The sequence below is a fragment of the Pseudomonas moorei genome, from assembly GCF_042846945.1.
Classification (GTDB): Bacteria; Pseudomonadota; Gammaproteobacteria; order Pseudomonadales; family Pseudomonadaceae; genus Aquipseudomonas; species Aquipseudomonas moorei.
The window spans coordinates 6,081,718-6,096,613 of record NZ_AP035776.1; the positions used below are offsets into that span (position 1 = coordinate 6,081,718).

At 57.8% G+C, this 14,896-nt stretch carries 15 protein-coding genes; 5 read left to right on the forward strand and 10 right to left on the reverse strand.

Annotated features, from left to right (window positions below; translation table 11 throughout):
- Positions 1-198: 198 nt before the first annotated feature.
- From ACGJAX_RS28340 to sdhC, 4 genes are read right to left on the reverse strand one after another with little or no spacing between them, the layout of a single operon-like run.
- Complete coding sequence (locus tag ACGJAX_RS28340; protein ID WP_090324181.1) at positions 199-903, reverse strand: succinate dehydrogenase iron-sulfur subunit; 705 nt, start codon at positions 901-903, stop codon at positions 199-201.
- Between the two features lie 11 nt (positions 904-914).
- On the reverse strand, positions 915-2,687 hold the full coding sequence (gene sdhA / locus ACGJAX_RS28345) for a succinate dehydrogenase flavoprotein subunit (protein WP_090324183.1): 1,773 nt from the start codon (positions 2,685-2,687) through the stop codon (positions 915-917).
- 3 nt (positions 2,688-2,690) lie between these two features.
- Positions 2,691-3,059 carry a succinate dehydrogenase, hydrophobic membrane anchor protein gene (gene sdhD / locus ACGJAX_RS28350; RefSeq protein WP_090324185.1) on the reverse strand — a complete coding sequence of 123 codons (369 nt, stop codon included), beginning with the start codon at positions 3,057-3,059 and terminating at the stop codon, positions 2,691-2,693.
- Entirely contained in the window at positions 3,053-3,427 is a 375-nt protein-coding gene (sdhC, locus tag ACGJAX_RS28355; protein ID WP_016773673.1) for a succinate dehydrogenase, cytochrome b556 subunit, read from the reverse strand. The genes sdhD and sdhC overlap by 7 nt, the downstream gene beginning before the upstream one ends.
- A gap of 363 nt (positions 3,428-3,790) precedes the next feature.
- On the opposite strand from sdhC, the gene gltA reads away from it, so the two are divergent.
- On the forward strand, positions 3,791-5,080 hold the full coding sequence (gltA, locus tag ACGJAX_RS28360) for a citrate synthase (protein WP_007959044.1): 1,290 nt from the start codon (positions 3,791-3,793) through the stop codon (positions 5,078-5,080).
- Positions 5,081-5,379: 299 nt separating this feature from the next.
- Here the strand turns inward: gltA and ACGJAX_RS28365 are convergent, their stop codons facing one another.
- From ACGJAX_RS28365 to ACGJAX_RS28380, 4 genes are all read right to left on the reverse strand, one after another.
- Positions 5,380-7,038 (reverse strand): cation acetate symporter, encoded by a 1,659-nt coding sequence (locus ACGJAX_RS28365; protein ID WP_247257565.1) that lies wholly within the window; start codon positions 7,036-7,038, stop codon positions 5,380-5,382.
- Positions 7,035-7,346: a DUF485 domain-containing protein gene (locus ACGJAX_RS28370; RefSeq protein WP_007939152.1), complete on the reverse strand. Its 312-nt coding sequence runs from the start codon at positions 7,344-7,346 to the stop codon at positions 7,035-7,037. The genes ACGJAX_RS28365 and ACGJAX_RS28370 overlap by 4 nt, the downstream gene beginning before the upstream one ends.
- A gap of 226 nt (positions 7,347-7,572) precedes the next feature.
- Positions 7,573-8,424 carry a glycine betaine ABC transporter substrate-binding protein gene (locus tag ACGJAX_RS28375; protein ID WP_090324188.1) on the reverse strand — a complete coding sequence of 284 codons (852 nt, stop codon included), beginning with the start codon at positions 8,422-8,424 and terminating at the stop codon, positions 7,573-7,575.
- Positions 8,425-8,501: 77 nt separating this feature from the next.
- The gene (locus ACGJAX_RS28380) at positions 8,502-8,690 is read right to left on the reverse strand and encodes a hypothetical protein (RefSeq protein ID WP_245706717.1); all 189 of its coding nucleotides are present in this window, start codon (positions 8,688-8,690) and stop codon (positions 8,502-8,504) included.
- A gap of 34 nt (positions 8,691-8,724) precedes the next feature.
- On the opposite strand from ACGJAX_RS28380, the gene ACGJAX_RS28385 reads away from it, so the two are divergent.
- A complete protein-coding gene (locus tag ACGJAX_RS28385) occupies positions 8,725-10,320 on the forward strand; it encodes a beta (1-6) glucans synthase (protein WP_390956922.1) in 1,596 nt (531 codons plus the stop codon).
- 124 nt (positions 10,321-10,444) lie between these two features.
- On the opposite strand, the gene ACGJAX_RS28390 is transcribed toward ACGJAX_RS28385, so the two are convergent.
- Entirely contained in the window at positions 10,445-10,813 is a 369-nt protein-coding gene (locus tag ACGJAX_RS28390; protein ID WP_390956923.1) for a hypothetical protein, read from the reverse strand.
- A gap of 224 nt (positions 10,814-11,037) precedes the next feature.
- Here ACGJAX_RS28390 and ACGJAX_RS28395 point away from each other — a divergent pair, with 224 nt between their 5' ends.
- Both ACGJAX_RS28395 and ACGJAX_RS28400 read left to right on the forward strand, forming a co-directional pair.
- Positions 11,038-12,336 (forward strand): serine/threonine protein kinase, encoded by a 1,299-nt coding sequence (locus tag ACGJAX_RS28395; RefSeq protein ID WP_090324193.1) that lies wholly within the window; start codon positions 11,038-11,040, stop codon positions 12,334-12,336.
- Positions 12,329-13,117, forward strand: coding sequence for a VacJ family lipoprotein (locus tag ACGJAX_RS28400; RefSeq protein ID WP_247257568.1), 789 nt, complete (start codon positions 12,329-12,331; stop codon positions 13,115-13,117). The genes ACGJAX_RS28395 and ACGJAX_RS28400 overlap by 8 nt, the downstream gene beginning before the upstream one ends.
- 95 nt (positions 13,118-13,212) lie before the next feature.
- Here ACGJAX_RS28400 and ACGJAX_RS28405 read toward each other — a convergent pair whose 3' ends face one another.
- Positions 13,213-14,127: a DUF808 family protein gene (locus tag ACGJAX_RS28405; protein ID WP_390956924.1), complete on the reverse strand. Its 915-nt coding sequence runs from the start codon at positions 14,125-14,127 to the stop codon at positions 13,213-13,215.
- A gap of 134 nt (positions 14,128-14,261) precedes the next feature.
- Here ACGJAX_RS28405 and ACGJAX_RS28410 point away from each other — a divergent pair, with 134 nt between their 5' ends.
- On the forward strand, positions 14,262-14,870 hold the full coding sequence (locus ACGJAX_RS28410) for a TetR family transcriptional regulator C-terminal domain-containing protein (protein ID WP_390956925.1): 609 nt from the start codon (positions 14,262-14,264) through the stop codon (positions 14,868-14,870).
- The last annotated feature ends 26 nt before the right edge of the window (positions 14,871-14,896 follow it).

Below are 14,896 nucleotides of genomic sequence, written 5' to 3' on the forward strand. Positions count from 1 at the left end.
CGAATGCAGCGACCAAAACAAGCCACTAGGATCACACTGATAGTCCGGGTACCAGCCCGGATGCCCCTGCTTGTCTCATTTCTTCAAAATAAGAGCGGCAGCTTTTTGAGCTGCTGCTCAGGTTAAAACTACGGTGCCGGTTGAAGCCTGCACCGTAGCATCTACGGGTATAGCGGTCCTACGGGTACAGCAGCTGAATCACACGCCGCTGGAAAGCAGCATGTTACGAATGTGACCGATGGCCTTAGTCGGGTTCAGGCCCTTCGGACAAACGTTGACGCAGTTCATGATCCCCCGGCAGCGGAATACGCTGAACGGGTCATCCAGCGAAGCCAGACGCTCGGACGTCTTGGTGTCGCGGCTGTCTGCCAGGAAGCGATACGCTTGCAGCAGTGCAGCTGGACCCAGGAACTTGTCCGGGTTCCACCAGAAGGACGGGCAAGAGGTCGAGCAGCAAGCGCACAGGATGCACTCGTACAGACCATCGAGCTTTTCACGCTCTTCAGGGGACTGCAGACGCTCGATGGCCGGAGCCGGCGTGTCGTTCTGCAGGTAAGGCTTAACCTTCTCGTATTGCTTGTAGAAGATGCTCATATCGACGACCAGGTCACGGATAACCGGCAAACCTGGCAGAGGACGAATGATCAACTTGTTACCTTTTACGACGGCAGACAGCGGCGTGACGCACGCCAGGCCGTTTTTGCCGTTGATGTTCATGCCGTCGGAACCGCAAACACCTTCACGGCAAGAGCGACGATAGGAGAAACCTTCGTCCTGCTCTTTGATCAGTGCCAGTACGTCCAGCACCATCAGGTCTTTACCACCGGTATCAACCTGGAATTCCTGCATGAACGGCGCAGCGTCCTGATCAGGGTTGTAACGATAAACACTGACTTGCAACATGGCGGCCACCCTTAATAAGTCCGAATCTTAGGTTCAAAAGTCGGAACAGTTTTCGGCGAGAAGTTTACGGCACGCTTGGCGACGCGTTTCTCACCCGGGAAGTACAGGGTGTGGCACAGCCAGTTTTCGTCGTCACGATCTTCGTAGTCTTCACGGGCGTGAGCGCCACGGGATTCCTTACGTACTTCGGCGGCGATGGCGGTAGCTTCAGCCACTTCCAGCAGGTTCTGCAGCTCAAGAGCTTCGATACGCGCCGTGTTGAACGCCTGCGACTTGTCGTTGATCTTGACGTTGGCGATGCGCTTGCGCAGATCAGCCAGCTGGGCAATACCCTTCTGCATGTATTCGCCAGTACGGAATACACCGAAGTAGTTCTGCATGCAGCTTTGCAGCTCGCGACGCAGGGTCGCCACGTCTTCACCATCGGTACGCTCGTTCAGAGCGGACAGGCGTGCCAGGGCCGCATTGATGTCGGCGTCGGTAGCGTCGTCGTATTCGATGCCGTCGGTCAGCGCCTTTTCCAGGTGCAGGCCGGCAGCACGGCCGAATACCACGAGGTCGAGCAGCGAGTTGCCGCCCAGACGGTTGGCGCCGTGAACCGATACGCAAGCCACTTCGCCTACAGCGAACAGACCAGGGATGATGGTGTCTACGCCATCGGCATCCTGAGTGATCGCCTGACCGTGAATGTTGGTGGCAACGCCGCCCATCATATAGTGGCAGGTCGGAACAACCGGAACCGGCGCAACAACCGGGTCAACGTGCGCAAATGTCTTCGACAGTTCGCAGATACCTGGCAGACGGCTGTGCAGCACTTCCTCGCCCAGGTGGTCGAGTTTGAGCATTACGTGGTCGCCGTTCGGGCCACAGCCGTTACCGGCAATGATCTCTTTAACCATCGAACGGGCAACAACGTCACGACCCGCCAGGTCTTTGGCGTTCGGAGCATAACGCTCCATGAAACGCTCGCCGTGCTTGTTGATCAGGTAACCACCTTCACCACGGCAACCTTCAGTCACCAGTACACCGGCGCCGGCGATGCCGGTCGGGTGGAACTGCCACATTTCGATGTCCTGCACCGGAACGCCAGCACGCAGAGCCATGCCAACGCCGTCGCCGGTGTTGATCAGGGCGTTGGTGGTGGACGCGTAGATGCGACCTGCACCGCCGGTTGCCAGAACGGTAGCCTTGGCACGGATGTAGGTGGTTTCACCGGTTTCGATGCAGATTGCGATCACACCGACGAACTCGCCTTTCTGGTTTCTCACCAGGTCGACAGCGTAGTACTCGTTCAGGAACGTGGTACCGGCTTTCAGGTTGCCCTGATAAAGAGTGTGCAGCAGTGCGTGACCGGTACGGTCGGATGCCGCGCAAGTACGCGCAGCCTGGCCGCCCTTGCCGTAGTCCTTGGACTGACCGCCGAACGGACGCTGGTAGATGCGGCCGGTTTCGGTACGGGAGAATGGCAGACCCATGTGGTCCAGTTCGAAAACTGCAGCCGGGCCTTCCTGACACATGTATTCGATAGCGTCCTGGTCACCGATGTAGTCGGAACCCTTGACGGTATCGTACATGTGCCAGCGCCAGTCATCGTTCGGGTCAGCGGACGCGATGGCGCAGGTGATGCCACCCTGTGCCGATACGGTGTGCGAACGAGTCGGGAAAACCTTGGTGATTACGGCAGTCTTGTGACCGCCTTGTGCCAATTGCAGCGCTGCGCGCATGCCAGCACCGCCACCACCAATAATGATGGCGTCGAAAGAAATCGTTGGAATGTTAGCCATGACTCAGATACCCCAGAGAATCTGCACACCCCAGACGAAGTAAGCGAACATCGCAACGCCGCATACTGCCTGGAAAAGGAAACGTACAGCAGTCGCGGACTTGCCGAACGCCATTGGCGTCAGGTAGTCGGTCGCGATGGTCCACATGCCGACCCAGGCGTGAGCGCCAAGGGCAACGAGGGCCAGGAGACTGAAGATACGCATCCAGTTGTTGGCGAACAGTTCATGCCACTGGGCATAGCCGAGACCCGGGTGGGCAACGACGTATCCAATCAGGAAAATGAAGTAAGCCGCGAGAACGACCGCAGACACACGTTGCGCCATCCAGTCATAGAGGCCCGAACGCGACAGGTTCGTGACGTTAGTTACCATATCCAAACTCCTGCCAGAACGATTACCACCACGGAAACGGCGATAACGATTTTCGAGCCCAGTTTGCCGCCTTCCAGCGTCTCACCGATGCCCATGTCCATGATCAAGTGGCGCACACCGGCAACCAAGTGATACAGCAGAGCGGACAGGATGCCCCAAATCACTAGCTTCGCTAGCGGACTGGTCAGACACGCTTTCACCTGACCGAAGCCTTCCTCGGAGCTCAGCGACTTGTCCAATGCGTAAAGCATGATGGCAAGGCACACGAAGAGGATGACACCGGAGATACGGTGAAGAATGGACGTGTAAGCAGTGACTGGGAGTTTGATGGTCCTTAGGTCTAGGTTTACAGGTCGTTGGCTTTTCACGGCTTTTTTTTCACACTGAAGAGCCCCTAACAATCAGGGCAAAGTTGTTGGGGAGTGCACTGGTCAGGTAACCACCACCCAGGGAGGCGACCCCCAATAAAGCAAGCCCAAAAGCCCTTGGCGGTCGGCTGCCGAGTATAGACAGTTAGGCTACTAATGACAACGCAAACACCTCACCCAAACAGCGGATTGCGCATCTGGCATAAAAGGCGTAAATGGCAGGCAATTTCGAGAAAAAAGTCCGGTTAAAGCCTTCTGGAGCAAGACTTTAGGCAAATTGACATTCGAATTTATCTCACTATAGTGGTGCGGGCCCTGCGTGGGGGGTCTGTCTGATGATTTCAAGCATAAATAGGAGGCCACATGGCTGACAAAAAAGCGCAGTTGATCATCGAGGGCGCAGCCCCCGTCGAGCTGCCCATTTTAACCGGCACCGTTGGTCCCGATGTTATCGATGTTCGGGGCCTCACGGCCACGGGCCGTTTCACCTTCGACCCTGGCTTCATGTCGACCGCCTCCTGCGAGTCGAAGATCACCTATATCGACGGCGACAACGGCATTCTGCTGCACCGCGGCTACCCGATCGAACAGCTGGCTGAAAAGTCGGACTACCTGGAAACCTGCTACCTGCTGCTCAATGGCGAGTTGCCAACCGCAGAACAGAAGGCCCAGTTCGTCGGCACCGTGAAGAACCACACCATGGTTCACGAGCAGCTGAAGACCTTCTTCAACGGCTTCCGCCGCGACGCCCACCCGATGGCCGTCATGTGCGGCGTAGTCGGCGCCCTCTCGGCCTTCTACCACGACTCCCTGGACATCAATAACCCGCAGCATCGCGAAATCTCCGCGATCCGCCTGGTTGCCAAGATGCCGACCCTGGCAGCGATGGTTTACAAGTACTCCATGGGCCAACCCATGATGTACCCGCGCAACGACCTGTCGTATGCGGAGAACTTCCTGCACATGATGTTCAATACCCCGTGCGAGATCAAACCGATCAGCCCGGTACTCGCCAAGGCCATGGACCGGATCTTCATCCTCCACGCCGACCACGAGCAAAACGCTTCGACCTCCACCGTACGCCTGGCCGGCTCTTCGGGTGCCAACCCGTTCGCCTGTATCGCCGCCGGTATCGCTGCACTGTGGGGCCCTGCCCACGGCGGCGCCAACGAGGCCGTTCTGACCATGCTTGATGAGATTGGCGATGTTTCCAACATCGACAAGTTCATTGCCAAGGCCAAGGACAAGAACGATCCGTTCAAACTGATGGGCTTCGGTCACCGCGTTTACAAAAACCGCGACCCGCGCGCTACCGTCATGAAGCAGACCTGCGACGAAGTATTGAAGGAACTGGGCATCCAGAACGATCCGCAACTCGAACTGGCCATGCGCCTGGAAGAGATCGCCCTGACCGACCCTTACTTCATCGAGCGCTCGCTCTACCCGAACGTCGACTTCTACTCGGGGATCATCCTCAAGGCGATCGGCATTCCAACCAGCATGTTTACCGTAATCTTCGCCCTGGCGCGGACTGTCGGCTGGATCTCCCACTGGAAAGAAATGCTCTCCAGCCCGTACAAGATTGGCCGCCCGCGCCAGCTGTACACTGGCTACGAGTCGCGTGACATCACCAAGCTGGAAGACCGCAAGTAAGACCTGTCTTGCGATAACGTCTTGGGTTGCACCGGAAACGGCCTCTATTTATATAGAGGCCGTTTTTGTTTGTGCGCTTTCTTTTGCGCGTCTGTACATATCCGTTCGGTCGGTAACGATAACGCGCCCTGTCTAACCGTCCGAGTTATCCGCTAGTTTTTTAGCAATCAAGCTCGCCCCTACCTTCCTATCGGGGGGATATTCACGGAATCGTGCGATCACCGCCCAATAAAAAATGCCCCGATCTTTCGACCGGGACATCTTTTACAACTGCGTTACTTATATAAAAGCATGAAGCCTTAGTGCGAAACCGCCCCACTCGCGCCCAGCCCGGTCTGCGAGCGAACAAATTGCGGGAAGAACAGCGCCCGCTCATTATCAGCCGCCGCCGACTTGTCGGTGATCGAGAAGAACCAGATACCGATGAAGGCAATGATCATCGAGAACAGCGCCGGGTACTCATACGGGAAGATGGCCTTCTCGTGATGCAGAATCTGCACCCAGATGGTTGGCCCAAGGATCATCAAGCCCACAGCACTCACCAGACCCAACCAGCCACCGACCATCGCACCCCGAGTGGTCAGCTTCTTCCAGTACATCGAAAGCAGCAGCACCGGGAAGTTACAGCTCGCCGCGATGGAGAATGCCAGGCCCACCATGAACGCAATGTTCTGGCTTTCGAACAAAATGCCCAGACCGATCGCCAGCACGCCCAAAATGATGGTGGTGATTTTCGAAACCCGGATTTCGTCCTTGTCGTTGGCCTTGCCCTTCTTGATCACACTGGCGTACAGGTCATGAGACACCGCCGAGGCACCGGCCAGGGTCAAACCGGCAACCACTGCCAGAATGGTCGCGAACGCCACTGCCGAGATGAAGCCCAGGAAAATACTGCCACCCACCGCATTGGCCAGGTGCACCGCCGCCATGTTGTTACCACCCAACAGCGCGCCAGCCGCATCTTTAAAGGCCGGATTGGTGCTGACCAGCAGGATCGCGCCGAAGCCGATGATGAAGGTCAGGATGTAGAAGTAGCCAATGAAGCCGGTTGCGTACAGAACACTCTTACGCGCTTCTTTCGCGTCACTCACGGTGAAGAAACGCATCAGGATGTGCGGCAGGCCAGCGGTACCGAACATCAGAGCCAGACCAAGAGAGAATGCCGAAATCGGATCCTTCACCAGACCACCGGGGCTCATGATCGCCTCACCTTTAGGGTGAACCTTGATCGCCTCGGAAAACAGCATGTTGAAGTCGAAGTTGACGTGCTTCATCACCATCAGCGCCATGAACGAAGCACCGGACAGCAGCAACACCGCCTTGATGATTTGCACCCAGGTGGTCGCCAGCATGCCGCCAAACAGCACGTACATGCACATCAGAATGCCCACCAGTATCACTGCAACGTAGTAGTCGAGACCGAACAGCAGCTGGATCAGCTTGCCGGCACCGACCATTTGCGCGATCAGGTAAAACGCCACCACCACCAGCGAACCGCAAGCCGACAGCGTGCGGATCTGGGTTTGCCCCAGGCGATAGGACGCCACATCGGCAAAGGTGTATTTACCCAGGTTACGCAGACGCTCGGCGATCAGGAACAGAATGATCGGCCAGCCCACCAGAAAACCGATCGAGTAGATCAGGCCATCGTACCCGGAGGCGAATACCAGGGCGGAAATACCCAGGAAGGACGCTGCAGACATGTAGTCACCGGCAATCGCCAGACCATTCTGCAAACCGGTGATATTGCCGCCCGCCGCATAGTAGTCGGCCGCCGACTTGTTACGCTTGGAAGCCCAGTAGGTAATGCACAGCGTCGCGCCGACGAACACCACGAACATCATAATCGCGGCAACGTTGAGCGGTTGTTTATGCACTTCGCCGGTCAGCGCTTCGGCTGCCCAGGCGCCAGGTGCAAATGCTGCAATGCTCAATAGAGCCATTAGACGCCGGATCATTGCTGAGCCTCCTTGAGAATCGCATTGTTCAGGTCGTCGAATTCGCCATTGGCGCGTCGTACGTAAATACCGGTCAGGACGAAGGCCGAAACAATCAGCCCGACGCCGATCGGTATGCCCCAGGTAATCGAAGATTCCGGGCTAATTTTCGCTCCCAGAATATGCGGCCCGTAAGCAATCAAAAGGATGAAACCGGAGTAAAGCCCTAGCATGATCGCCGAGAGAATCCAGGCGAATCGTTCTCTCTTGCTAACCAGCTCCTTGAATCGCGGGCTGTTTTGAATCGAGAGGTAAATGCTGTCGTTCATTGTTTTTATCCTCGCAGCACAGATTTAGTTGGAACGATATCCACTCTATGCGGCTGCGAGCCAGGTTCCAGACGACCTTAGTCTTAGAACGGCATGACGTTTTCGCCAAATTCCGGTCGATAAAAAACAGCCGTCACGCGACGTTAATCCATTGGCAATAAAAAGGGCCGCCCGACATGGATATCGGGCAGCCCTGTAAAGCGCGGATCAGGCGCTTGCCTTGCTCTTACTTGGTCCAGTCGGCAACACGCTCAGGGTGTTTCGCCACCCAGTCTTTTGCAGCAGCTTCAGGTTTGGCACCATCCTGGATCGCCAGCATGACTTCGCCGATTTCGTCTTTCGAGGCCCATTGGAAGTTCTTCAGGAACTTGGCCACTTCCGGTGCTTTGGTTGCCAGTTCTTTGCTGCCGATGTTGTCCACGGTTTCAGCCGCGCCATAGACGCCTTTCGGGTCTTCCAGGAAACGCAGTTTCCACTTGGCGAACATCCAGTGCGGCACCCAACCGGTGACGGCAATGGATTCGTTTTTCTTCTCGGCCCGGGTCAATTCGGCAATCATGCCGGCGCCGGAACTGGCCTTGAGTTGATAGCCGGTCAGATCGTAGTCCTTGATCGCCTGTTCGGTCTTGAGCATCACGCCTGAACCGGCATCGATACCGACAATACGCCCCTTGAAGCTGTCATCGGTTTTCAGATCCGCCAGGGACTTGGCCTTGACGTACTCCGGCACGATCAGGCCGATCTTCGCATCCTTGAAGTTCGGACCGTAGTCGACGACTTGATCCTTGTTCTTGGCCCAGTATTCGCCATGGGTTACCGGCAGCCAGGCCGACAGCATGGCATCGAGTTTGCCGGTCGCCACGCCCTGCCACATGATCCCGGTCGCAACGGCCTGCAGCTTCACGTCATAACCGAGTTTCTGCTTGATCACTTCTGCCGCTACGTGAGTAGTCGCGACGCTGTCGGACCAGCCGTCAACGTAACCGATGCTCACGGTCTTGCTTTCGGCATTGGCGAATGTGGAGCCAATCGCAAGTACCAGAGCGGCACTCGCGCCTAAAAGTCGTCGCATCTTCATCGTTACTTCCCCGAAAGTGCTGCGCTCGACGGATGCCGAGTCGCGTCAACGTATTGTTATGGTGCACAGCGCCCCCATCACGCCCACCGCAAACCCGTTCGATCATCAGCGCGTTTATCAACGAGGGAACTGACGCCTTCGATAATCAACCTGACGACAATGGCGACCTGCTCTACCAGCGACCTCAAGGCATCGAGAAACGACATCAGAAAGCCATTAATCCACGGCACAGCGAATGCACCGGCCAGTCCGCCCGAACTTTGCATGTCAAAATCATGCGGGTCACCAAGCGCACAGCAAATGCAGGTAACATGCGCGGCTTTGTTCCCAGACGGCCTGATCATGCCTGCGACATCACGCTTTCCTTTTTTTGCTTATCTATTCGCCTGCCTGCTGGGCCTCTTTGCCCTGTGTGGTTTCTGGTACGGCCTCGGCAAACCGGTGATCCTGCCGGACGTCGCCAGCGCGACGCACAAGCTGCAATGCGCCTCCTACACCCCTTTCGACAAGGATCAATCGCCGTTCGATCAACCGTTCAAGTTGCGCCCTGAGCGCATGGACGCTGACCTCGCTCTGCTGGCGACCCGCTTCGAGTGCATCCGTACTTACTCGATGACCGGTCTTGAGGCGCTGCCGGACCTGGCGCGCAAGCATGGGTTGAAGCTGATGATCGGCGCCTGGGTCAACAGCAATCCGGTGGACACCGAAAAAGAAGTCGACCTGCTGATCGCCTCGGCCAACGCCAACGCCGACGTGGTCACGGCGGTGATCGTCGGCAACGAAACCCTGTTGCGCAAGGAAGTTACCGGCGCGCAGCTGGCGAAGCTAATTAATAAAGTCAAAAGCCAGGTCAAACAGCCTGTCACTTATGCCGATGTCTGGGAGTTCTGGCTCAAGCACCCGGAAATCGCGCCTGCCGTGGATTTCCTCACCATCCATCTGCTGCCCTATTGGGAAGACGATCCTTCGAACATCGACGCCGCGCTGCAACACGTGGCCGAAGTGCGCCAGGTGTTCGGCAACAAATTCGCCCCCAAGGACGTGATGATTGGCGAGACGGGCTGGCCAAGTGAAGGCCGCCAGCGCGAAACCGCCTTGCCTAGCCGGGTCAATGAAGCCAAGTTCATTCGCGGTTTCGTGGCCATGGCCGAGCAGCAGGGCTGGCACTACAACCTGATCGAAGCCTTCGACCAACCGTGGAAGCGCGCCAGCGAGGGTGCGGTCGGCGGCTACTGGGGCTTGTTCGATGCCGATCGCCAGGACAAGGGCGTGCTGGCCGGGCCGGTGACGAACGTGCCGTACTGGTCGCAGTGGCTGGTGGTGGGTGGCTTGATCTTCCTCGGAACGCTGATCCTTGGCGGTCGTGTGCGCAGCACTCGCGCGGCACTGGTGCTGCCACTGCTGGGAGCGTTGGCCGCCTGCGCGATCGGTGCCTGGGGCGACCTGGCACGGGTCACCACACGCTTTACCAGTGAATGGCTCTGGGTGGCCTTGCTGACAGCGTTGAACCTGTTGGTGCTGGCCCATGCAGCACTGACGCTGAGCGCACGCATTGGCTGGCGCGAACGGGCATTCAATGCGCTGGAACGTCGGGCTGGAGGGTTGTTGGCAGTGGTCGGGTTTGCGGCCGCGGTCATGATGCTGGAAATGGTGTTCGACCCACGCTATCGCAGCTTCCCGAGCGTCGCATTCATCGTGCCGGCATTGGTTTATCTGTGCCGCCCGGTGAACGTGCCGCGTCGGGAGATTGCCTTGCTGACCTTCATCATCGGCGCCGGCATTGCGCCTCAGCTGTACCGCGAAGGTCTGCAGAACCAGCAGGCCTGGGGCTGGGCGCTGGTGAGCGTGTTGATGGTGACGGCGTTGTGGCGGTGTTTGCGGGTTCGCAAGGGCTGATCTTTAGCGCCTTTATTGGCCTCATCGCGGGCAAGCCACGCTCCCACAGGAATCTTTGTCTTACGCAGACTCCGTATTCACTGAAACCCACTGTGGAGGCAGGCTTGCCCTCTCTGACGATCTATCAGGCAGTGCGCGACCCACGCACCAACCGCAACCCGGCAATCACCACCGCAAAAACAGCCAGGGTCGTGTTGTACAGCGCCAGCGCCGGAAACCCGAACACCAGCGCCAACACCGCCAACCACCACCCTGCCCGCCCCGGCAGCACGAAGCCGATCACGGCAGCCGCGACCGCACTCCAACCCAATACGCTGAAGTGAATCATCAGGCCCAGATTCGAACGGACCTGACACTCCCAACGACTCGCCTCATCCACGCAAATGCCGACCCATTGCGCATCCTCCATGAAGCCGTACCGCGCGCCATAACTGGCGGCCAGCCATAAAGGCAGCAAAACGAGCAGCAAAACCACAGACAGTCGACGGGACATGAAGCACTCCAATAAGCGAAAAACGGCGGCCAGCTTAATCGCCCGCCAGCCTTACGCAAGCGCTAACAACAGTTAACTGGCCATTCAAACGCTGCAAAGTGTATCGTCCAGCTACTATTACTTCGAAATTAGGCCTGTTTGGTGCCGATGCGTGGCACTTTGGCGCAAATTCAATGGTCATAGCCTGCGAACTTCATTCGACACCTTTTTTAAGGGATCTAGTCATGCTCCGTTCCTTGCGCTTCGCTGCCCTGTTTGGCGGCCTGATATTAAGTGCGTCCGCAATGGCGGTCGATATCGACGCCGCCAGTTATGGCTACCCCTTGACCAACCCGTTCGAGGCGACCATCGCCACGACGCCACCAAACTTGCGTCCGGAGCTTCCGCTGGACGACGACATCCATCAGTCGGATCGCAGCATGACCTTGCGCCCGGAGCGGGCATTCAACTTGCCGGACAACTTCTGGGCGGTAAAGAAACTCACCTACCGCATTGCCACCCAGGATAAAGCCGCTCCATTGATCTTCCTGATCGCCGGCACTGGCGCGCGCTATGACAGCAGCATTAACGAATACCTGAAAAAGCTCTACTACAAGGCCGGCTATCATGTGGTGCAACTGTCGTCGCCCACCAGCTTCGACTTCATGAGCGCCGCTTCACGCTTCGCCACCCCGGGTATTACCAAGGAAGACGCCGAGGACATGTACCGGGTGATGCAGGCCGTGCGGGCGCAAAACCCGAACGTGCCCGTTACCGAGTACTACCTGACCGGTTATAGCCTGGGCGCCCTGGACGCCGCCTTCGTCGCGCACCTGGACGAAACCCGCCGCAGCTTCAACTTCAAGAAAGTCCTGCTGCTCAACCCGCCGGTCAACCTCTATACCTCGATCACCAACCTCGACAAGCTGGTGCAAACCGAGGTCAAGGGCATCAATAACACCACCACCTTCTATGAACTGGTGCTGAACAAACTGACCCGCTACTTCCAGCAGAAAGGCTACATCGATCTCAACGATGCACTGCTCTACGACCTCCAGCAGTCCAAGCAGCACCTGACCAATGAACAGATGGCCATGCTGATCGGCACCTCATTTCGCTTCTCGGCGGCCGACATCGCTTTCACATCCGACCTGATCAACCGTCGGGGCCTGATTACCCCACCGAAGTACCCGATCACCGAGGGCACCAGCCTGACGCCTTTCCTCAAACGCGCTTTGCAGTGTGACTTCGACTGCTACATCACCGAGCAGGTGATTCCGATGTGGCGCGCCCGCACCGATGGCGGCAGCTTGCTGCAACTGATCGACCAGGTAAGCCTGTATGCGCTGAAGGACTATCTGCACGACAGCCCGAAAATTGCCGTCATGCATAACGCCGACGACGTGATCCTCGGCCCTGGCGACCTCGGTTTCCTGCGCAAGACCTTTGGCGATCGCCTGACCCTTTATCCGCTGGGCGGCCATTGCGGCAACCTTAACTACCGCGTCAACAGCGACGCCATGCTGGAGTTTTTCCGTGGCTAAATACCTCCTGCTTATCGCTGCGTTACTCTGTGCAGGCGCGGCCAACGCCGACAACAGCAAAGCCAACGCCCCGGTTGTGGTCGACAGCGACGGTTTCAAGGAACCCCTGAGCAAACTCAAGATCAATCCGGGGCTGGATCAGCGTGAATTCGAACGCTCTACGCTCAGTGCATTGAACGTCTACGATCCGCTGGAACAGTGGAACCGCCGGGTGTACCACTTCAATTACCGGTTCGATCAGTGGGTATTCCTGCCCGTGGTCAACGGCTATCGCTACGTCACGCCAGGCTTCTTGCGCACGGGGGTCAGCAACTTCTTCAACAACCTCGGCGACGTACCGAACCTGTTGAACAGCCTGTTGCAGTTCAAGGGCCACCGTTCAATGGAAATTACCGGGCGCCTCCTGCTCAACACCACCATCGGCATCGCCGGACTTTGGGACCCGGCCACCGCCATGGGCCTGCCTCGCCAGGACGAAGACTTCGGCCAGACCCTGGGTTTTTATGGTGTGCCGGGCGGCCCCTACTTTGTCTTGCCGATCCTCGGACCATCGAACTTCCGCGACACCGGCGGGCTGGTGGTGGACTTCAGTGCGGAGTCGGCGATCAACTACCTGAACGTCTCTGAAGTCAGCTCCAACCATCCGGAAATCTGGGTACTGCGCGGCATCGACAAGCGCTACCAGACCAACTTCCGCTATGGCCAACTGAACTCGCCGTTCGAATACGAGAAGGTACGTTACGTGTACACCGAGTCACGCAAATTGCGGATTGCCGAGTAGCTCCAGCGGGTACAAAAAAGGCCATTCGACTCACATCGAATGGCCTTTCAATATTCGTGTCACACCACAATTCACTGTGGGAACGACTCACAGGTTCAGGTTTTCACCCTTTTCCAGGCTTTGCTGACAGCCATCACCCCCACCAACACCACCGCCCCCGCCACAATCCCCGCCGCAGCATTGAGCAACGTCGGCACGATAAACCCGGCACCGCCCGCCCCCGCGCCAATCGCTTCGATCCAGTGATGCAGCACCGGCACGCCATGGGTCAGGATGCCGCCACCGACCAGAAACATCGCCGCCGTACCGATCACCGATAGACTCTTCATCATGTACGGCGCCGCGCGCAGAATCCCGCGGCCGATGCGCTGGGCCATCCGTCCGGGCTTTTGCGTCAGCCACAAGCCCAGATCATCAAGCTTGACGATGCCCGCCACGAGCCCGTAGACGCCAATGGTCATGACGATGGCAATGCCCGAAAGCACGATGATTTGCTGGGTCAGCGGTGCACCGGCCACGGTGCCGAGGGTAATGGCAATGATTTCTGCGGAGAGGATGAAGTCGGTACGGATGGCACCCTTGATCTTGTCCTTTTCGAATGCCACCAGATCGACCGCCGGATCGGCGACCGCCTCGACCAGTCCGGCATGTTCGGCCTGATCTTCGGACTTGCTGTGAAGGAACTTATGGGCGAGTTTCTCGAAGCCTTCAAAGCACAGGTACGCGCCGCCGACCATCAACAACGGCGTGACCAGCCACGGGATGAACGCACTGATGGCCAGCGCCGATGGCACCAGGATCAGCTTGTTGACAAACGAGCCCTTGGCAACCGCCCATACCACCGGAATTTCCCGCTCGGCACGCACACCGCTGACCTGCTGGGCATTGAGCGCCAGATCGTCACCGAGCACGCCGGCGGTCTTCTTGGCGGCCATCTTGGTCATCAACGCAACGTCGTCGAGTACGGCGGCGATGTCGTCGATCAGCACCAGCAAACTGCTTCCTGCCATGAATCAGGCTTCCTTCTTGTAGAGGTGGCGTGCAGCATAACGCGGCCGAGCGCCGCACGGCGCATTCTTGAGCGCCGCCAAAGGCCGGTGCTACCATGCGCAACCGCCAGTACAGGCAAGGAACCACCTGGTTTATGAGCACTATCCGCGAGCGCAACAAACAACTGATCCTGCGTGCCGCCAGTGAAGAATTTGCCGACAAAGGCTTCGCTGCGACCAAAACCAGCGACATCGCAGCCAAGGCGGGATTGCCCAAGCCCAACGTCTACTACTACTTCAAATCCAAGGAAAACCTCTACCGCGAGGTTCTTGAAAGCATCATCGAGCCGATCCTGCAGGCCTCGACCCCTTTCAACCCCGAGGGTGTACCCAGCGAAGTATTGAGTGGCTACATCCGCTCGAAGATCCGCATCTCCCGCGACCTGCCGTTTGCCTCCAAGGTGTTCGCCAGCGAAATCATGCACGGTGCCCCGCACCTGAGCACCGACCTGGTCGAGCAACTCAACAGCCAGGCCAAACACAACATCGACTGCATCCAGACCTGGATCGACCGCGGCCAGATCGCCGCGATCGACCCCAACCACCTGATGTTCAGCATCTGGGCCGCGACCCAGACCTACGCCGACTTCGATTGGCAAATCACCGCCATCACCGGCAAGGCCAAGCTGGATGAAGAAGATTATGAAGCGGCGGCGCAGACGATCATCCGGTTGGTGCTCAAGGGTTGTGAGCCGGATCGCTAAGCCGCAGTGAGAGGATTCGCGAGCAG